Annotated in this window: 15 protein-coding genes, 9 tRNA genes and 1 pseudogene; 7 read left to right on the forward strand and 18 right to left on the reverse strand. The window is 25.3% G+C overall.

Annotation, left to right across the window (positions count from 1 at the left end; all coding sequences use genetic code 11):
• Positions 1-317: 317 nt before the first annotated feature.
• From GM111_RS07050 to GM111_RS07115, 14 genes and pseudogenes are all read right to left on the reverse strand, one after another.
• Positions 318-923 carry a HEAT repeat domain-containing protein gene (locus GM111_RS07050; protein WP_156300410.1) on the reverse strand — a complete coding sequence of 202 codons (606 nt, stop codon included), beginning with the start codon at positions 921-923 and terminating at the stop codon, positions 318-320.
• 2 nt (positions 924-925) lie between these two features.
• Entirely contained in the window at positions 926-5968 is a 5043-nt protein-coding gene (locus GM111_RS07055; protein ID WP_156300411.1) for a two-partner secretion domain-containing protein, read from the reverse strand.
• 460 nt (positions 5969-6428) lie between these two features.
• The gene (locus GM111_RS07060; protein WP_156300412.1) at positions 6429-7034 is read right to left on the reverse strand and encodes a Type 1 glutamine amidotransferase-like domain-containing protein; all 606 of its coding nucleotides are present in this window, start codon (positions 7032-7034) and stop codon (positions 6429-6431) included.
• A gap of 142 nt (positions 7035-7176) precedes the next feature.
• On the reverse strand, positions 7177-7488 hold the full coding sequence (locus GM111_RS07065) for a GNAT family N-acetyltransferase (protein WP_156300413.1): 312 nt from the start codon (positions 7486-7488) through the stop codon (positions 7177-7179).
• Positions 7485-7760, reverse strand: a pseudogene (locus GM111_RS07070) (DUF436 family protein); the annotation flags it as partial. The pseudogene GM111_RS07070 and the gene GM111_RS07065, both read right to left, overlap by 4 nt.
• 766 nt (positions 7761-8526) lie before the next feature.
• A tRNA-Phe gene (locus tag GM111_RS07075) sits at positions 8527-8602 on the reverse strand.
• Positions 8603-8606: 4 nt separating this feature from the next.
• Positions 8607-8693: transfer RNA gene (locus GM111_RS07080), tRNA-Ser, on the reverse strand.
• 29 nt (positions 8694-8722) lie between these two features.
• A tRNA-Glu gene (locus tag GM111_RS07085) sits at positions 8723-8797 on the reverse strand.
• A gap of 8 nt (positions 8798-8805) precedes the next feature.
• Positions 8806-8882: transfer RNA gene (locus GM111_RS07090), tRNA-Ile, on the reverse strand.
• A 19-nt stretch (positions 8883-8901) separates the two neighbouring features.
• A tRNA-Arg gene (locus tag GM111_RS07095) sits at positions 8902-8978 on the reverse strand.
• 32 nt (positions 8979-9010) lie between these two features.
• Positions 9011-9086, reverse strand: a tRNA-Lys gene (locus tag GM111_RS07100).
• 3 nt (positions 9087-9089) lie between these two features.
• A tRNA-Gly gene (locus tag GM111_RS07105) sits at positions 9090-9165 on the reverse strand.
• Between the two features lie 20 nt (positions 9166-9185).
• Positions 9186-9262 (reverse strand) — tRNA-Met (locus GM111_RS07110).
• A 17-nt stretch (positions 9263-9279) separates the two neighbouring features.
• Positions 9280-9365: transfer RNA gene (locus tag GM111_RS07115), tRNA-Leu, on the reverse strand.
• Between the two features lie 260 nt (positions 9366-9625).
• Here GM111_RS07115 and GM111_RS07120 point away from each other — a divergent pair.
• The 7 genes from GM111_RS07120 to GM111_RS07150 all read left to right on the forward strand — a co-directional run bounded on the left by GM111_RS07120 (position 9626) and on the right by GM111_RS07150 (position 15398).
• On the forward strand, positions 9626-9790 hold the full coding sequence (locus GM111_RS07120) for a hypothetical protein (RefSeq protein WP_156300414.1): 165 nt from the start codon (positions 9626-9628) through the stop codon (positions 9788-9790).
• Positions 9750-10643, forward strand: coding sequence for an IS30 family transposase (locus tag GM111_RS07125; RefSeq protein WP_156300415.1), 894 nt, complete (start codon positions 9750-9752; stop codon positions 10641-10643). Before GM111_RS07120 ends, GM111_RS07125 begins: the two co-directional genes overlap by 41 nt.
• A 117-nt stretch (positions 10644-10760) precedes the next feature.
• Positions 10761-11633, forward strand: a complete 873-nt coding sequence (locus GM111_RS07130; protein WP_156300416.1) for a PASTA domain-containing protein — start codon at positions 10761-10763, stop codon at positions 11631-11633.
• Positions 11634-12515, forward strand: coding sequence for a ribosome small subunit-dependent GTPase A (gene rsgA, locus GM111_RS07135; protein WP_156300417.1), 882 nt, complete (start codon positions 11634-11636; stop codon positions 12513-12515). It begins immediately after the preceding gene.
• Position 12516: 1 nt separating this feature from the next.
• Positions 12517-13152: a ribulose-phosphate 3-epimerase gene (rpe, locus tag GM111_RS07140; RefSeq protein WP_156300418.1), complete on the forward strand. Its 636-nt coding sequence runs from the start codon at positions 12517-12519 to the stop codon at positions 13150-13152.
• Positions 13153-13161: 9 nt separating this feature from the next.
• A complete protein-coding gene (locus GM111_RS07145; RefSeq protein ID WP_156300419.1) occupies positions 13162-13830 on the forward strand; it encodes a MarR family transcriptional regulator in 669 nt (222 codons plus the stop codon).
• Positions 13827-15398, forward strand: coding sequence for an Rqc2 family fibronectin-binding protein (locus GM111_RS07150; protein ID WP_156300420.1), 1572 nt, complete (start codon positions 13827-13829; stop codon positions 15396-15398). Before GM111_RS07145 ends, GM111_RS07150 begins: the two co-directional genes overlap by 4 nt.
• A 22-nt stretch (positions 15399-15420) precedes the next feature.
• Here GM111_RS07150 and nagB read toward each other — a convergent pair whose 3' ends face one another.
• The 4 genes from nagB to GM111_RS07170 are packed head-to-tail and all read right to left on the reverse strand — an operon-like array spanning position 15421 to position 19071.
• Positions 15421-16254 (reverse strand): glucosamine-6-phosphate deaminase, encoded by an 834-nt coding sequence (gene nagB, locus GM111_RS07155; RefSeq protein WP_156300421.1) that lies wholly within the window; start codon positions 16252-16254, stop codon positions 15421-15423.
• A 59-nt stretch (positions 16255-16313) separates the two neighbouring features.
• The gene (locus tag GM111_RS07160; protein ID WP_156300422.1) at positions 16314-17465 is read right to left on the reverse strand and encodes a cation:proton antiporter domain-containing protein; all 1152 of its coding nucleotides are present in this window, start codon (positions 17463-17465) and stop codon (positions 16314-16316) included.
• Positions 17465-18622: a DUF819 family protein gene (locus GM111_RS07165; RefSeq protein ID WP_156300423.1), complete on the reverse strand. Its 1158-nt coding sequence runs from the start codon at positions 18620-18622 to the stop codon at positions 17465-17467. Before GM111_RS07165 ends, GM111_RS07160 begins: the two co-directional genes overlap by 1 nt.
• A gap of 8 nt (positions 18623-18630) precedes the next feature.
• Positions 18631-19071, reverse strand: coding sequence for a GNAT family N-acetyltransferase (locus GM111_RS07170; RefSeq protein ID WP_156300424.1), 441 nt, complete (start codon positions 19069-19071; stop codon positions 18631-18633).
• Positions 19072-19305 lie beyond the last annotated feature (234 nt).

Raw genomic sequence — 19305 nt, forward strand, 5'->3', positions numbered from 1 at the left:
AGTTTTACAGCTTTATCATAGATTGTTGGTTCGATTTCTCTAATTCTTCCTACTCTTCTTACTTTTTTTTATTCATAATAAAAGGCTTATACTAAAAATTATATTTTTCAATTTACAGACTTATTTCAATACTCTCTTTTTAGGCCATTTTGTTATGCCTAAATTTAAGAGTAAATTATTAATTTTATTTCTAAATTTAGACTTGACTTTTAATAGTTAGTCTTATTTCTCTTTTCAACTTCCTCATTTTCATTAAATTTACTCTCTCTATAGTCAGTATCTAAAATAAAAATCAAATATAATTGTTATTACTTTTTTTATTTTAATTTCTCTAATTTTTTTATTGCAGATTTTGCTAATCTTCTGTTTAATATACTATTATGTTGTAAAAAAGGTTTTATTTTATCTATAACACTTACATCTTTAAACATTCCTAAAGCATATATTGCATGAGAATTTACATCTTCATCTTCTAATAATTCTATCAATATTTTTTTTACTCTTTCTTCTTTATATCTATACATATAATTCACTATCATCTGTCTATCTGTTCCATTTGTTTTATCTGTAATTATTTCTAAATATTCATCTATATATTCATTATTACCTATTACACCTATTGCATTCCCTACTGCCCACCTATCTGAATTTGGATATATTTTTAATTCTTTAAATAGCATTATCAATCTTGGAAGTGCTTCTTTATATCCTTTTACTGTAAGGCATCTTGCAATCCATGATTTATCACTTGGATCAGAAAGTTTATCTATCCATTTTAATAAAACTGGTATTATTTTTTTATCTTTAGATCCTATTTTTAGTATATCATCTGTTGTATTAAAATTATAGCCATATTTGTTTACTTCTTCTATCAGTTCTTTTCTTTCTTTTTTGTATATTAATTCCATTTCATTTTTTCCCATTTTTATTCTCCAATATATTTAAATATTATATTCCCTTTTTCAATTTCTTTTAATAATTCTGAATTTAATTCATTTCCATTTCTTATCTCTAATATAAATTTATATCCATTTTTTTTTGCCCACAAATTAAAATCTTTAATTTGATTTGTATATCTTAATTTTGAAACATCCTTTATCTCTCTTAATATTTTTTTGTCATTTAATAGTTCATCTGGAATTCTTGACTTGGCTGTTTTTGTTATAGATTCTATTTTAGTTTTCTTTATGTTAGGATTAATTCCAGCATCTATTTCTGCTTGTTTCCCCTTTTTTTTATTTAATTTTAATTGTTTTTGTTTTTCTTTATCATCATTTGGTTTCTTAGGACTTCCATTAGTAGAAGAACTATTCCTATTTTCTAAATCCTCAATTGTAACTCCATCTTTTGAGTTTTTTATACTATTATTTATACGTTCTAGCTCTTCTATTACTACTTCATCTTTAAAATCTTTACTAGTTCCAAATACTCTAGAAATATTGCCATTTTTAATTAAAAATCCATAATTAACATTCAAGTAAGGTGTGTTATTAGACATCTCTATTCTTGGATAGTTATTTAATATATTTCCTGAAAAATCATTTATATTAGTATTGCTTATTCCTGAAAATGATTCTCTAAATGTTATACCCCCTCCACCAAAAAGATCTGTCTTCGTATCTTTCATTTGTAATGTTGCTGAATGTTTTCTAATTTCTTTTTCTTCTCTGTCGCTTAATTCTATTTCTAACTTAGTTTTTCCACCTTCTAATTTAAACTTATTTTTCTCTATATTTGATGATTTATCATCATCTTCTTCATTAATATATGTCCATCTATTTGTTTCATAAGATGATAAATTCTTGATATCTTCTAAATTCTCTAAATCAACTTTAGATATGTCTATAAATAAATTATTATCTTTATCTGTAGCTGCTACATATGGTCTATATTCTTTATAGTTTATACTATTAAATTTTTCACCTTTTAAATTTGCTATACTTTGAATGTATTTTTCTATTCTAGATTTTTTTGAAACTTCATCTATCTCATTTAATATTTCTTCTTTTTCTATTTTTAAATCTGTTTCAGTTTCTATATTTAGTCCATATATTTCTTTTTTTAATTCTTTATCAAATTTAAGTTTATTATTTACAGTATTTTTAATAGCCTTTACATAAGCCCCAGGTGTCCCTAACACATTCTTAAAATCATCTATTACTTTATCTCTGTTTTCTTTATGTATTAATTCTAAATGAGCATTATACTTCTTACCATCTACCTCTATTTCTGAACTTGTTATCTTTCCCTCTTTACTTAATCCTATTCCAAATCCATTTCCTTTATGTGAAATACTTCCTTTTCCACCTAAAACTTCTTTACCTGATAAATCTACTCCTAAACCTATCCCTGTATCATTTACCTTTACATTACCTTCTACCCCAGTAACTCCACTCATCCCTGCTGATATTGAAAATCCTAAGTCTAAACTTGATTTATCTTCTCTTTTTTCATCTTTTTTATCTTCTTTTATTACTTTTTCACTATTTATCTTTATATTTTCAACATTTAGCTTATTCTTACTATATGTCTTCTCATCTAGTGAATATCTCTTATTATTATACCTTGCTCCTACTGTCCCACTAACTGTTATAGGATTAAATGATAAATCTACTCCACCACCATCTGTTTTATCTGATACTGTCTTAGTGCTCTCTCCTTGTAATAAATGAGTTTCTTTTGAGTTTATTTCTAAATTTTCTCCATTTATTTCTTGATTAACTAAAGTTACTTTTTCTTTTGCATTTAACTTTATATCTCTTACATCTATTTTACCTTGTATACTTTCACTAGAATTAGAAACTAATCTTCTATTACTTCCTCCTGCACTTAATCCTACACTTACATCTACTAATTTATTTGGATTTATTGCCCCACTTATTACCTTATTTACCTTATGTATATTTGAAGCTATATTTAAAGCATTATCTACTCTTCCATTAGTAAACATCTCTTTAGTATCTGCTGCTATATCAAGTAAACTTGATCCTACATTTGCTGATAATCCTATATTAAAGTTTTTTGACTTTACATTTTCTGTTATACTATTTTTTACATCTTTTAATAATATATTTTCTGCATTAATTTCAAGTTTTTCTGCTAATATATCTGCACTACTTATTACATCTTTTCTTGCTTTAATATCTATTTCTTTTGATGATACATTTGATTTATATGATAATTTACTATCTTCATTGCTCTCATCTTGGTTTAATGAATATCCAAGTTTTGTATTTACTCCTCTTAAACCTACCTTTAAATCAAAATTTACTCTACTATCATTTAAATAATCTTCTCTAGATATATTTACTTTTTCTTCTAATATTTCTACTTTATCTGCATCTATATTTATTTTTTCATTTGAAACTATATTAGATCCTTTTACTAATACATCACCTTTACCTATTTTAACATTTTTACCTAATATATTACTAGAATTTACTTCTTCATATTTTTGCCTATTTTCTATCTTAGTCTTATTTTTAATAAATACATTTTCATTTATTTCTTCTTTTGTACTTTCTGTTTTATTTGCTATAAGTTCTAAGTTATCACTATTAATTATTATATCTTCTTCTGCTAATATATTACTTCCTAATATCACAGTATTATTTGAATCTATCTTAATATTTTTAGCTAGTATATTACTTGATATATTCTTTTGTAATTTTTGTTTCTCATTTACTAAAGATTTCCAATATATTGTATCTTCTAAATATGTTATTTCATTACTTCTTTCATCTACTATAGATTTTACAAATATATTATCTGATTTAATATTTAAGTTACTTAAAGCTTCTAATTTTGCTCCTTCTACTAATATATTATTACTTGATAGATTAATATTATCAAATAGAAGTTTTTGTTCTTTTATATTTAAATTTTTAGCATTTATTGTGATATTACTCTTACTTATTTTTTCTTCTTCTATTTCTTTGTTTCTTTTATCTTGTAATTTAAATTCATTTATTAAATATCTATTATTACTATTGTATTTAATATTATTTAAGAAATATGGATTATTTAAAAAGTTTGATAGTTTTACATATCTTGGATCATCTTCTAAATTGTATTCTATCTTCTTACCATTTATCTCTATTTCTTCTTTATTATTTATATATCTTTCATCTTCTTCTCTTAAGGTCTTTTTACTTTCATCTATGCTATATGATTTAAAGTTTACATTTTCTGCATCTATGTTAATATTTTTACCTTTAATATGAGATGGAAGTCCTTTAAGATTTACTTCTTTATCAAAACCTAAATCTCTTGTATATATTGCTTTATGATATATATCACAAGCTACAACTCCAAAACAAGTTCTATCTCCCTCATATATCATCTTTTCATAACCATCTTGAATAGTTAAAGTTTTATCACTAATACTAGATGCATTATTATATGTATTAGTCTTTATATTATTATTAACATTTGCTATTATATGTCCATCTTTATTATTTACTACATCTTTTGTAGTAATATTAATATTATTACCACTAAGTACTGAAAAGCTAGTATTTGCATCTTTGTTTTCAATAAAACCTTTAAGTATGATATTAGTATCTCCACTTCTTGTATAGTCTTCTGTTTTATCTACATTTTCATACATAAATCTTTTATGTTCTTCTTTAACTTTAGATATATTATCTCTTGTTAAAATATTTGTATATTCATCTAAATTAAAGAATACTCCTGGTTTACCTGCTCTATCTCTATTCTTAACTAATGTTTCATGGTATTTTAAAACTCTCCAATCAAATTCAGTAGGATCTATTACTACTACTTCATCATAGAAAGCTGACAGGGCATTCTTTTTTGCTTCATCTGTACTAGATTGTTTTAATGCATTATATGAATCATATTGTTCTACTACTTTTTTTATCCATTTTGATTTAACTTCTTCTTCAGTAAGTTCTTTATTATCTAAAGTAAGCCATTTCTTAATAGGGCTACCATAAGAATTTACCTTACCTATATTATTAAGGTTTTTACTTTCTAAACTTAAGATATTATCTGCATGTATTATTGCTCCATTTAGATTTGATATATTTTCTTTTGCTTTTAATGATATATTATCACTTATTAATATATTTCCATCATTTAATATATTATTGGCTTCTATACTTATACTATTATTTGATATGATTTTATCTTTATTTGTAAAATCTTCTTCTACCTTTATATCTAAGTTATCTGTTCTTATACTTTCTATATTTGCTTGTCTCTTTGATTCTAAACTTAAATCCTTTGAAGTTATACTCTTAACTCCTATTCCTGATTTAGTTGCTACTATCTTTACTACATCTCCATATACTGACCCTATTATATCTGCACTTATTTCTGTTCCTTCTTCTCCTGCATATGTTGTTACATTAAGCTTTTTTGCATATACATCAGAACTAGAGGTAAATTTATTAGCTACTATCTCTAGGTTTTCTTTAGTGTTTAACTCCTTTAAACTTTTAATATCTCCTGTTGGTTTTGTATGTCCTATTACCTTTCCATCTTCAATTATTGGTCTAGAAGTCATTAAAGACATATTATGTATATTTAAAAAACTTGCACCATCTAGTGTAATTCCATTAGGATTTGAAAGTATTACATCTAATTTATCTTTACTTAATGCCTCAAGTATTCCTTTTAGTTTACTCTCTTTTGTTCCTGTTACATCTAGAAGTGCAAGTTTTACTCTTGTTTCTTTTATATTATTATTTCCATTTATTAGTCCTGCTATATGACTCCTTGCTATATTTTTAGCATTATTAATTACTGCACCTTTTTCACTTACATTAAAGTCTTTAAATGTTGAATGACTTACACCTTTAGGACTTGGAGTCGATATATTTATTATATCTATACCATTATTACTCTTTTCTATATATACATTAGTATTACCATCTACTGTTATATTTGCATATGAAAAAAGAGAGATTGATATCGCTATAATCATACCAAAAAACTTCTTCATAACTATTACCTTCCTTTTTATTTGATTTGTTAACTGATGTTATCATGTTTTTTTATATTTGTCAACAAGAAGAAAAGGTTAGACATTTTAGGAAACATTTGAAAATAGATGGAAAATAGGGTATGTCTTTGTTTTGCTAGTTTAGAAACCAAAAAAATCTGCAAACTAGCATTTTTACTAAGTTGCAGATTGTTTTATTATTTATCTATTTTTGTTTTAGCTCTGGTGCCCATACCTACACTATATATGTTTTTATTGGCTTTAAATAGTTTTTTGTTGCCAATATAAATTAATTTTTTTTAATATTTTTTACTACTATTTTTTACCATTTTTCATTTATGCAAACTTTTCTTGTATATGTATATTATTTTTTTTAGAACATACACTCAACATAAACTATATCTATTTTATTGACTTTGAATAAGTTTTGTTGCCAATTTGTTGCCAATAAAAATTATCATTATTTTTTTATCTCTATTTTTTTTAAATTATCATTTTCTATTATGAGTGCTTCTGTATTAGAAATTGGATATAAATTTAAATTTGAAAATTTTTCAATAATTTTAGTTGATGATTCAGTAAAGGGTGGACATAAATAGTGAGGGACTACAAATCCATCTATCAATCCTAAACCAGAATAATCTTTTTGACTATATGAATTTGGAATATTATCCATTTCAGTTATATACGTAAGATCTTTTGCACAAATTATTGCACCTGCAGATTCACCAACAAATAACTTTCCTAAATTTATATGTTTTTCTATAAGTTTATCTATTCCTGTTTTTCTAATTTGATCAATTAAAAAAAATGAATTCCCACCTGAAAAATATATAATATCTACATTTTCAATTTTTTCTTTAACTTCTTCAAAAGTACTTTTTGATATATCTAATTCTATAATATTAGTTTTTAATTCTTCCCATAATTTCATTGCTGAATCGACATAACCTCTATATTCTTCATGAATTGATGCTGTTGGTATAAAAAGAACTACTTTATTCTCTACTTCTTTTTTTAAAAAAATACCTGTTCTTTCAAAATGTGAATATAAAAATATATTCATACTATTTCTCCTTCTATAATAAATTTATTTTATTTCTTTTTTTAAAAAATATTCTTTATAGCCAATCGGACTATCTTCAAGGATTCCAAATATCTCAAATCCATTCTTTATATAAAAATCTACTCCCTGAAATTCAAAAGAATCAAGATGAACTATATGACATCCATATTTTTTTAGCTTTTTTTAATATGTAATTTAACAATTTAGTTCCTATTTTTTTATTTCTATATTCTCTTTTTACCCATAATGTATCAATATAAAAAATTTTCCATAAAACAGAATATCCTATAATTCCAGCTATTATTTCATTATCTTTCTTAACTACATATGAAAATTTTTTATATGGTTCTTTTTGTTTTAATTTTAATTTTTTTTTATTATGTTCTAATAGCATTTCACTTAAATATTCTTCTTCTAAATTTGAGGATTTCTCTATATTAAATTCAAACTTCATAATTTGCCCTTTTTCCTCCTATCATTTTTTCTAGAATACATTATATTTATTCTAGCTTTACCTATTTTATTATTTTTTAATCTTAAAGGAACTTGTAGAAATTTAATATGCATCCCAACAAATGTGTCTCCAATATCAATTCCGATATCTCCCATTATTTTTTCTACAACAACTGGATTTTTAAATAATTTAAATACTTCTAAATCAAATCCTTCTGTTGGATTTTTGATTGATAATACATTTACTTTTTCTAATTTTTCATCTTTATTTAAATTTTCAGATACTTTTTATTCATAATAAACTGTATTTTAAATTCCTTTCTTATATATTTTACCTTATAATTTAAAAATTTCAAAAAAATTATTTTCCATAAATTTGATGAAATTTTCCTTTTATTTTTTCTTCCATTCTTGAAATAAAATTATTTTTATTTTCTAATCGTATATTTAATATTTTTATCTCTTGTTCTAATTCTTTTATCTTTTTATTTTGATTTTCAATTTCAAAATTTAATAATTTTATTATAATATTTTGATGTTAATTTGAGTATCAATTATATAATTTTCCATCTTTTCATTTTAGTTGTTATTTGACACTTCCTTCCCTAACATATTTTTTTAATGTATTCCTGGATTTTATACTCCTTAAAGTAATATATTCTTTATATGTAAATTTCATAAATTTCTTGTATAATAAATTATATACATTATAGAATAAAAAAAATTATATTCAAGAATAATTCTCAATAGATTTATGTCAATATTAAAAATAATTATTATGATTTTTATTTTATAAATAAAAATATTTTTTAAATTAGAGTATTAATGTTGCCAACCTATTGCCAATCCGTTGCCATTAAATTTAGAAAACCTTTAGAACTTTTAGGAAAAGTTTGGAAATACATGAAAATAAACGGAAAAGATAAAATATTTGTTTATGTCCTTATTTTGCTAGTTTAGAAACAAAAAAAATCTGCAATTCAGCATTTTTACTGACTTGCAGATTCATTAATTATTTCTTCATTTTTTTGTTAAATAATGGTGCCCAAACGCGGAATCGAACCACGGACACAGGGATTTTCAGTCCCTTGCTCTACCGACTGAGCTATCTGGGCATAGTGGCGGGTGGACAGAGATTCGAACTCTGACAGCTTGCGCTTTCGCCGGTTTTCAAGACCGGTCCCTTAGCCATTCGGACATCCACCCAAATCAACTTATTTATTTTCAAAAAAAAATGGTAGGCCCTAGGAGAATCGAACTCCTGTTTTTAGGATGAAAACCTAATGTCCTGACCACTAGACGAAGGGCCCAAAATAACTGGTGGATCCAGCTGGACTTGAACCAGCGACCACGCGGTTATGAGCCGCGTGCTCTAACCAACTGAGCTATGGATCCTTATGGTCTATTTTTAATATGGCGTGCCTGAAGAGATTCGAACTCCTGGCCCACAGCTTAGAAGGCTGTTGCTCTATCCTACTGAGCTACAGGCACATATTAAACCACTCAAGTTATTTTGTTAAAAATGGTGAGTCATACTGGAATCGAACCAGTGACACCTTGATTAAAAGTCAAGTGCTCTACCGACTGAGCTAATGACTCACATGGAGCGGGAGACGAGGGTCGAACTCGCGACATTCAGCTTGGAAGGCTGACACTCTACCAACTGAGTTACTCCCGCATAATTGTGATTATTTTTTTTGGTTGCGGAGGCTGGATTTGAACCAACGACCTTCGGGTTATGAGCCCGACGAGCTACCAGGCTGCTCTACTCCGCGATAATACTTAATGTAAATGGTGCCTCGGGCCGGACTCGAACCGGCACGGGATTGCTCCCACAGGATTTTAAGTCCTGTGTGTCTACCATTTCACCACCAAGGCTCAACTTTCATTGACAAAAATTATTATACACTATCTAGTTAATCTTGTCAAGAATTTTTTTATTTTTTTATTTTTCTTTTTCTTATATCCTCTTAGGACATTTTCTATTCTATATTATTTGAAATAAAATGTCAATAGTTTTTTTCATTTTTTTTAGTAATCCTAAATTAAAATAGTAAGTGTCCAAAAATAACTTGAAAAAAAGTGGATATACAGTACAATCATAAACGACCAAATTCATTGAAAGGAACTGTATATCCATGACTAATAATAACATAAATTTAGAAAATAATAAAGAGGCTAAATATAAACATTTAAATTATGAAGATAGAGTAATAATATCACATCTACTAAAACAAGCTAAAATAAAGGATTTAACTAAATATGTTTCTAATCCCACTAAAGAGCATAAAAAATATAGCTGATATCTTAGCTAAATGTACAAAAACAATAAAAAGAGAAATTAAGAGAGGAACTCTAGAACAACTTGATTATCTTAATAATTCGATTTTAATCTACTCTCACGATACTTCTCATAACAGATATCAGGAAAGTATCACAAAGAAAGAATTACCTCGTAAAATTGATAATAACGTTAAATTAGCTAAAGATATTGCAAAATTATTAAAAGAAAAACATTCTCCTTATGCTACAATTGAAAAACTAAGAGATAAATACAATATTAATTTTACTGTACAAACATTGTATAATTACATAAATAATGATTTGTTTGAATTTCTAGGTTTTAAAAAAGAAGATGATACTATCATTTACAAAAGTAAGGGTAGTAAAACATATAGAAAAAGAGTTATTAAATCTAGAGGTTTAAGTATAGATGAAAGACCTGGACATATTAACAATAGAGAAGAGCTAGGTCATTGGGAAATAGATAGTGTTATTGGACTTAGAATAGTTTGTTTATTATCTTCTAAAACTAATGATAATGTTGTTAAGGAAGTTAAAAAAATTATTAAGAGTAAGAAATATATAATAAAATCAATTACTTCTGATAATGGAAGTGAATTTGCAAATATTAAAGAAATTACTGATTTAGGTATTGATTGGTATTTTGCTCATCCTTATTGTTCTAATGAGAGAGTAAGTAATGAAAATAATAATAAAATGGTTAGAAGATTTATACCTAAAGGGGTATCTATGGATCATTTAACAAAAAAAGATGTTAAACACATTGAAACATTCATGAATAATTATCCAAGAAAAATTTTCAATGCTTTAACATCTAATCAAGTTTATGAGTGTCTATTAAATATAGCTTAATTAAACTTTTGGACACTTACTATTTTAATTTAGGTGATTTTTTCTAATTATTGTTTTACTTGTTTTAGTAGCAAAAAAAATGTATAATATATGTAATAAGTATAATTTGGAGGAAAAATGTTTGATAAAATTATAGATAACAAAATTGTTAGAATTTCTATTATTGTAATTTCATTATTTATCATATTAACTTTAGGTCGTTCTGCTTTTTTAAATTCATTTTTTAATAAAAGAGAGACTGTAGTTCCTAAGGTAACTTCATTGTATGTTGATGACGCTACTAAGCTATTAAAAAGCTTTAATTTAAAATATTCTATTATTGAATCTAAGTCATCTGAAGTTCCAGAAGATTATGTGTTTATACAAGATCCTAAACCTGAATCTATAGTTAAAGTTAATAGAACTGTAAATATATGGGTTAATAAAGTTAATAGTGTTGAAATACCTGATTTAAGTGGAAAAACATTAATAGAAGCAAGAAGAATACTTGAAGAATTTAATATTCAAATTGAAAGAATAGACTATATGCCTATAGAAGATTCAGAAGAAGAATTAGTATTATCTATTTACCCTAAAGTAGGGAGTAAAATTGGTACTAATCAAAAAATATCTTTACTTGTATCTTCTAAACCATTAATAAAAAGTAAAATTATGCCTAACTTAATAGGATTAGATAAAAATGATGCAGCAAACATCTTAGCTCAAATAGGTCAAAGCATTACATTTGTAACTGAAGCAAATGATCCTGCTTTTGCACAAAATGTTATTATCACTACTAACCCTCTTCCTGGGGATACTATAGAAAAAGATACAAAGATTAGTATAGTATTAAATACAGGAGTTGAAGTTGATAAGAGTATTACAGAAGTTATTGAGCAAAAAGTTGAATCTAAAAAAATAGATAACAACATAGAAGAAATCCTTAATAAGACACTTAAGGAAGTTGAGAAAAAAGAAGAAAATAATGAACATAAATCAGAAGGGGAATAGATGCTAATAGAAGGAAAGGTAATACGTAAAATACAAGGTTTCTATTTTGTATATACTAATTATTCATTTAAAGATATTGAAGAATTTGAAGATAAACTTGTTAAATGTAAACTACGTGGTAATTTAAAAGTTAAAAACAAAAAAGAGAACTGTATTATTGGAGATAATGTAATTATAGATACAGAACTTTGTGTTATAGTTGAAATATTAGAAAGAAAGAATTCTTTAAAAAGACCATTAATTTCTAATATTGATAACCTAGCTATTACTTTTGCAGCAAAGGAACCAAATTTTGATATTATTCAATTTCAAAAACTATTATTAAATGTACATAAAAATGAATTAGATCCTATACTAATAATAACTAAATCAGATTTATTATCTAATTCTGAAAAAGAAGAATTAGGAAAATTATTAAAAGATAATTTCCCATATTTAAAATACTTTTTCATTTCACATAATGAATTTTCAGAATTTAAAGAATATATTTCTGATAAAAATATAATAATTTCTGGTCCTAGTGGTGTAGGTAAATCTACTTTAATTAACAATATATTAGAACAAGAAGTTCTAGTTACAGGAGATATAAGTCAAAAAACAAAAAAAGGGAAAAATACTACTGTTGACACAAGATTTTTCCCATATAATAATGGTTTCATAATAGATACACCTGGTTTTTCGAGTATAGAGTTCCCTGTATTTGAAAACATATTAGATGTTAGAGAATATTTTCCAGAAATTAAAGATTTCGCAATAGAATGTAAATTTTCTAATTGTGTTCATATACATGAACCAAATTGTAACGTAAAAGAAAAATTAAATAAATTAAGATATGATTTCTATAAACTAATATATCAAAATATACAAGAAGGAGAGATATAAAATGAATAAAGACATTATTATTGCACCATCACTACTTGCAGCAGATTTTTCTAGATTAAAAGAAGAAGTAATAGAAATTGGTAAAACTCGTGCTAAATGGTTACATTTAGATATTATGGACGGAAATTTTGTACCAAATATTAGCTTTGGAGCAGATATTATTAAAGCTATAAGACCTCATTCAGACCTATATTTTGATGCACATTTAATGGTTGAAAAACCAGAATGGTATATTGAATCTGTTGTAAAAGCAGGAGCTGACAACATCACTATACACGTTGAAGCTACTAAACATTTACATAGAGCACTACAATTAATTAAATCTTATGGTGTTAAAGCTGGTGTTTCTATTAATCCGGCTACTGATATAGACTTTTTAGATAATGTTATAGAAGAATTAGATTTAATTCTTGTAATGACTGTTAATCCAGGTTTTGGAGGTCAGAAATTTATAGATGCTATGTGTCAAAAAATAAGAAGAATTAGAGAAAAATATCCTCATATTGATATTCAAGTTGATGGTGGAATTAATGATAAGACTGCTATTCTAGCTAGAGAAGCTGGAGCAAATATTTTAGTAGCTGGTTCATATGTTTTCTCTAGTAATTATGAAGAAAGAGTAAATTCACTATTTTAAGGGGTAAATATGTATAATAAAATGGAAGTTTTAATAGATGATTTCTATAAAACTTATTACAAAATGGAAGAGATAAATTTAAACTTAGTAATTAAATGTCTTACTACTACTGAATTACATATTATTGAATGTATAGGACTAGAAAAAATTACTATGAAAGAATTATCTACAAGACTTGGAATTACTATGGGTACTACATCTATAGCAATTAATAAACTAGAAGAAAAAAAATTCATAAATAGAACTAGATCTAAAACAGACAAGAGAAAAGTATATGTTAGTTTAAATAAAAAAGGACAAATAGCATATAACTATCATGGTAACTTTCATACTACTACATTAGAAAAAGTTACTAAAAATATTCCTAAAGAAAGATTAGATATATTTCTTGAAACTTTTGAAGAATTACTTAATAATCTTAAATCTTTAAAACTTAATTTAGAACCTGAAGACTTAACTCACTTTGCTATAGGTGATAAAGTTGAAGTAAGTGAAGTTAAAGGTAATAGTGTTATTAGACTAGCACTATCAGAAATGGGAATACAACTTAAAACTGCTATAGAAATTTTAGATATACATAAAGACTCTATAAGAATTAGAATTAATGGGCATGAAAAATTACTTTCTAAGGACCACGCTCTTTATGTATTTGCAATAAAAAAGGAGAATGACCTGTGATATATTTAGATACAGTTGGAATGAATTTTTTAGTTAAAGAATTAAAAACTGAATTACTTAATTTCAAAGTAAATAAAATAGTTCAATATGATGGAAATTCATTTTCATTATTCTTTTCTAAAAAACAACTATTTTTCCAAACTAAAGATAATGAATCAATAATATATATAAAAGAAAAAAAAGAAGATAGTATTAATTTTTCATCTTCTTTTCTTTTATCTTTAAGGAAATATTTAGATCATGCTGAACTAACAGATATTTCCTTATTAAATAATGATAGAATAGTTAAGTTAGAATTTAAAAGAGTAAATATTTTAGGTAATCTAGATACTACATATATAGTCTTTGAAATGATGGGAAGACACTCAAATATTTTTCTATTAAATGAAGAAGAAAATATTATCAACATATTGAATAATAATACTAGTATAGAAAATAAGAGGTTTTATTCTATCAATCGTAAATATGAATATTTTAGCAATGATAAACATGAATTAAATTTAGATAAGATATATACTAGTGCTGATGAAATGGTTAGTGAAGTATCAGGAGTAGGTAAAATATTTGCAAATGATACATTCGATAACTTAGAACTTAGAAAAGAATATTTAAACAACTATGTTCCATATATCTTCACTAGCAATGATAATTACTATACTACATACAATAAATTTAGTAAGTTTATATCGTATAATGAAAATAGATATGAAACATTAAACGAAGCATTAAATGAATATTTTACTACATTTATCAATACTTCTCTAATAAGAAATAAGAAGGCTAATATAGAGAAATTTGTAAATAATAAGATGAAGAAAAATAACAAGATACTTAAAAATATTGAAAACGATATAATTAGAGATCAAAATTATGAAGAGTATAAAAATATGGGTGACTTATTAACAAGTTATCTTTATCTTGTAAAACCAAGAATGGAATGTATAGAAGTCTATGACTACATTAACAACTGTAATATTAATATAGAACTAAACCCTAATAAAACTCCATCTGAAAATCTTAAAATTTACTATAATAAATATAGAAAAGGTAAGAAAAGTATACAAGTTGCTAATGAAAGATATATTTTAATTACTGAAGAACAAGAATATCTTGAATCAGTTCTTGATTTTACTCAAAGAGAAGATGATTTTTTAGGATTAGTTGAAATTGAAAAAGAATTAGCTATATATAAAGAAAAACACAAGAAAAATAACAAAGAAAAGAAAAGAGAATTACTTAAATATGTAATTGATGACTTTGAAATTTTTGTGGGTAGAAATCATAGTGAAAATAACTTCCTAACTTTTGAAAAAGCTAAAAACCATGATATATGGTTACACGTTAGAGATATACCAGGTTCTCATGTAATCATCGTTACAAATAAGAAAAAAGTTCCTAAAAATGTTTTAGTAGAAGCTGCAAAACTTGCTGCTAAAAACTCTAAGGGTAATGGAAATAAAACTATAGATTATACTGAAAGAGCTAATGTAAAAAGAGTAAATAAATTTGGTAATGTAACATTTAACAATTTTAAAAGTTTAGATATTAAAGGGGCTGTTCCGAAATAAACAGCCCCTAGTTATTTTCTACTTATTTTTTTAATGCTAATAAATCTCTTTCCATTTTTTCGAAATCTAAGTTTTCAGCTTCTATATCTTTAAAGTATCTATAAGTTTTAACTTTTAATTCAAGAGCTGCATCTTCATCTATTACTATTATAGCTTTTCTATGTAATTGTAAAGCTGAAATAGTCCATAAATGATTTACACCATCTTCAATTCCTTTATGTATAGCATAAGCTTTTTTAGGTCCAGTTGCCATAATTAATACTTCTTTAGAATCTGTAATAGTTCCTACTCCTACTGTTAAAGCAAGTTTAGGTACTTTAGTAACATCATTATCAAAGAATCTTGAATTAACTACTATAGTATCTTGTGTTAATTCTTTATCTCTTGTTCTTGATGAAAGTGATGATCCTGGTTCATTAAATGCTATATGTCCATCTTCTCCTACTCCACCTAAGAATAAATGTATTCCACCAACTGATTTAATTTTATCTTCATATCTTTGGCATTCAGATTGTAAATCTTCAGCCAAACCATTTAAAATGTTGATATTTTCTTTTTTGATATCTATATGATCAAAAAAGTTTTTATGCATAAAGTAGTGGTAGCTTTGATCATGACTTGGAGCCAATCCTACATATTCATCCATATTAAAAGTGATGATATTTTCAAAAGAAATAATTCCTTTTTTATTTAATTCAATTAAATTCTTATATGTTTCTAATGGTGTTGAGCCTGTAGGTAATCCTAAAACAAATGGTCTTTCTTTAGTGGGATTGAATTTTAAAATTTCTTGTGCAATATGATAAGCACTCCATTTTCCAACATCTTTTGCGTTTTTAACTATAAGTAATCTCATGTATATCTCCTCTTCTTTATATGAATATATTTCTATTATACTTTTTTTAATAATTAGTGTCAAGATAAGTTATCTTTTTGTAATAATTTTTCATAAAAATTATCTATAAACACCGCACCTAAAGGTGCTGTAAATAGTATTGAAAGTATTGCAACAGTTAGTATTAGCTCTCCTGATGGTACATTATTTGCAAGTGGTATAACACCTATTGCAGCCTGTACTGTAGCTTTAGGTAAATATGCAACCATTGCAAATATCTTTTCTCTATTTTTAAATTTATCTCCAATTAAAGATAAATATACTCCAAACATTCTAAATACTTGTGCTATTATTAGTAATAGTAAAGCTAATAATCCAAAATCAAATACACTTGATATTTTTAGATTTGCTCCTATTAGTACAAATAAGAAAATTTCAAATAATTTCCATAACTTTTCATAACTTCCTATAAATACTCTACCTATTTCTTCATTTTCTTTCTTAATCAACATTGCAAGTAATGTAATAGATAATAGACTTGCAACAGGTAAATACTTCTCTATTTCTAATATTATTAAAGATAGTGAGAAAAACAGTATTATTCTTAAAGTATCTTCTTTAATAAATTTAAATAAGTATATAGAAATATATTTAAATATTACTGCTACTACTACCGCAAGTACTATACTAAGTGGTAAATTAATTATCTCTTTTATTGTAACCTGTCCTGTTTTTTGTATGCTCATAAATATTGAAAATAAGGTAATTACAAATATATCATCCATACTTGCCCCTGCAAGTATTAATTGAGGTATTTTGCTATATCCCTTATTTATTAATCCTATCATTCTTGGCACTACTATTGCAGGTGAAACTGCAGCAATTACTGAACCAAGTATTAATGCATCAATTACAGGTATTTTAAATATTAAAGGAGCAAATATTGCTGTTCCTAAAATTTCTATAGTTGCTGGTAAAAAACACATTAATATACTCGATTTACCCATAGTTTTTAATACATTAAAGTCTAATGTTAACCCTGCTCTTATTAATATTATTACTAATGCTATCTTCCTTATTTCTGGTGAAATATTTAGTAATGATATATCTATTTTACTGGCTAATAATACTCCTATTAATATGTAGGCTATTATTTTAGGAATATTTATTTTTTCAAATATCATTCCTATTAATACTGAAAGTATTAATATTATTCCTATAGAAATTAACATTATCCTAACATATTTCCTATAAATATTCCTATATATGTCCCAATAATATATCCTAATGTTCCTACTAACATTACAGGAGCTACATATTTATTCCATCCTTTTGAAATAGCCATAGCTGTTGCAGTTGTTGGTCCACCTATATTTGCATTTGATACAAGTATTGCTTCTTCTAATGTGAAGTTAAATAATTTAGCTCCAACAAAAGTTATTATCATATTTACTAATACCATTATTAAACAATATACTAATAATAATGGAGAATTTTGTATAATTGACATTATTGATGCAGGTATTCCTATTACCACAAAGAATATGTAAATAAAGAATGTTCCTATTTCTTGTGATCCAGATATATTTGAGAAAAATTTAGGGAATAAACTTGCAAATAAAACTGAAATTGTTGTTAATATTAAGTATTTATTTCCTATAAACTTAACTAAATCACTATCACCAAATTTCCCTAATATCATACTTGATAAACTAAATGATATTGTTACTATTAATAAAGAGAATGCAAATGAAAATGCTATATCTACTAGATTAACAGTTTTTTTTAATGAATTTATACTTTCTGTATCCATTTTAGTCTCATTACTATATTCTCTTTTAAAGTTTTTATTAAAGAAAACTATACTAGGTATTATTATTAATACAAAGAAATATAGTACCATTAATAAATTATCACTTACTGTTGCTGCTGATATTAGTTTAGAATCTATATTAAAACTTGAAGAAACTGCAACAAAGTTAACTCCTCCACCTATATATGAAGCTGTCATAGTTCCAGCTATATGATTTAAACTTGGAATATATTTATTAAGTAATGTATATCCAATTATAGATCCTACAACTGTACCCATAGAGCTTATTAAGAAGATAATTAATAATCTTCCACTTTCTCTCCAAATTTTTGAAATATTACATTGAAATAATAATAAAGGTATTGCCATAGGTACTACATATGCCCATACGTTATAATAAACTGGTGAATCTATAGGTATAATGTTTAAGTTTGAAAGTAACATTGCACAAACTAAAGCTACTATTGCTCCACTAATTTTTGCTACTAATTCATATTTGCTTTCTAAATATATACTTATTGCTGCTATGGATACTATTATAGTCCATAGTAATAAAACATTATCTTTATCTATCATTTTTCCTCCTATTTTTCTATAACCATTTGAAGATAATTTAATTCTTCAAATCCTAATTTCTTATATAGTTTTGTTGCTTTTTCATTTCCAAAATCAACTTCTAATCTAAATCTTTTATATTCACTATATCTTTCAAAAAGATATTCAAAAACTTTTTTCCCTATTCCTAAACTTCTAAATCCATCAAGTATTAATAATTCTTCTATTAAAAGAACCATGCCACCAACTTCTTGTGAATATGTTTTAGATATAAGACAGTATCCTGCTACTTTATCTTGAGATTCTATAATAAAACACTCAGTGTATGTATCTCTGTTTATTAATTCATTAAAAGTATTTACAAAATTCTGTTCATCTACTGTATGTAATACCGCTTCACTTGAATAAAATTCTTTTGACATTTTCAGGAAAATATCTTTATCTTCTAATTTAATTTTTCTAATTTTCATTTTTATTCCTCCTACTTTACATTACTAAATATATCATAAAATAAAGAAAATAGATAGCTAAAAAACATTATTTTGCTAAAAAATATTAATTAAAATTAGTGTCAAGTAAAAATGAAAATGTCCCAAAAATTTGTTAACATGAGCACCGTTTTTTAGCTTAAGAACGGTGCTTCATTTTTTCAAGATATTTTTCAAAACTAGCCTTTTTCCAAGGGTGATTCATTGGAGGAATAT

The organism is Streptobacillus canis, from assembly GCF_009733925.1.
GTDB lineage: Bacteria > Fusobacteriota > Fusobacteriia > Fusobacteriales > Leptotrichiaceae > Streptobacillus > Streptobacillus canis.

Bases quoted from the DNA above. Each gene is read 5' to 3' on its own strand.
- nagB (WP_156300421.1), bottom strand. From the start codon at position 16,254: ATGAGATTACTTATAGTTAAAAACGCAAAAGATGTTGGAAAATGGAGT.
- rpe (WP_156300418.1), top strand. From the start codon at position 12,517: ATGAATAAAGACATTATTATTGCACCATCACTACTTGCAGCAGATTTT.
- GM111_RS07060 (WP_156300412.1), bottom strand. From the start codon at position 7,034: ATGAATATATTTTTATATTCACATTTTGAAAGAACAGGTATTTTTTTA.
- GM111_RS07065 (WP_156300413.1), bottom strand. From the start codon at position 7,488: ATGAAGTTTGAATTTAATATAGAGAAATCCTCAAATTTAGAAGAAGAA.
- GM111_RS07055 (WP_156300411.1), bottom strand. From the start codon at position 5,968: ATGAAGAAGTTTTTTGGTATGATTATAGCGATATCAATCTCTCTTTTT.
- GM111_RS07160 (WP_156300422.1), bottom strand. From the start codon at position 17,465: ATGTTAATTTCTATAGGAATAATATTAATACTTTCAGTATTAATAGGA.
- GM111_RS07130 (WP_156300416.1), top strand. From the start codon at position 10,761: ATGTTTGATAAAATTATAGATAACAAAATTGTTAGAATTTCTATTATT.
- GM111_RS07050 (WP_156300410.1), bottom strand. From the start codon at position 923: ATGGGAAAAAATGAAATGGAATTAATATACAAAAAAGAAAGAAAAGAA.
- rsgA (WP_156300417.1), top strand. From the start codon at position 11,634: ATGCTAATAGAAGGAAAGGTAATACGTAAAATACAAGGTTTCTATTTT.
- GM111_RS07170 (WP_156300424.1), bottom strand. From the start codon at position 19,071: ATGAAAATTAGAAAAATTAAATTAGAAGATAAAGATATTTTCCTGAAA.
- GM111_RS07165 (WP_156300423.1), bottom strand. From the start codon at position 18,622: ATGATAGATAAAGATAATGTTTTATTACTATGGACTATAATAGTATCC.
- GM111_RS07125 (WP_156300415.1), top strand. From the start codon at position 9,750: ATGTTTCTAATCCCACTAAAGAGCATAAAAAATATAGCTGATATCTTA.
- GM111_RS07145 (WP_156300419.1), top strand. From the start codon at position 13,162: ATGTATAATAAAATGGAAGTTTTAATAGATGATTTCTATAAAACTTAT.
- GM111_RS07120 (WP_156300414.1), top strand. From the start codon at position 9,626: ATGACTAATAATAACATAAATTTAGAAAATAATAAAGAGGCTAAATAT.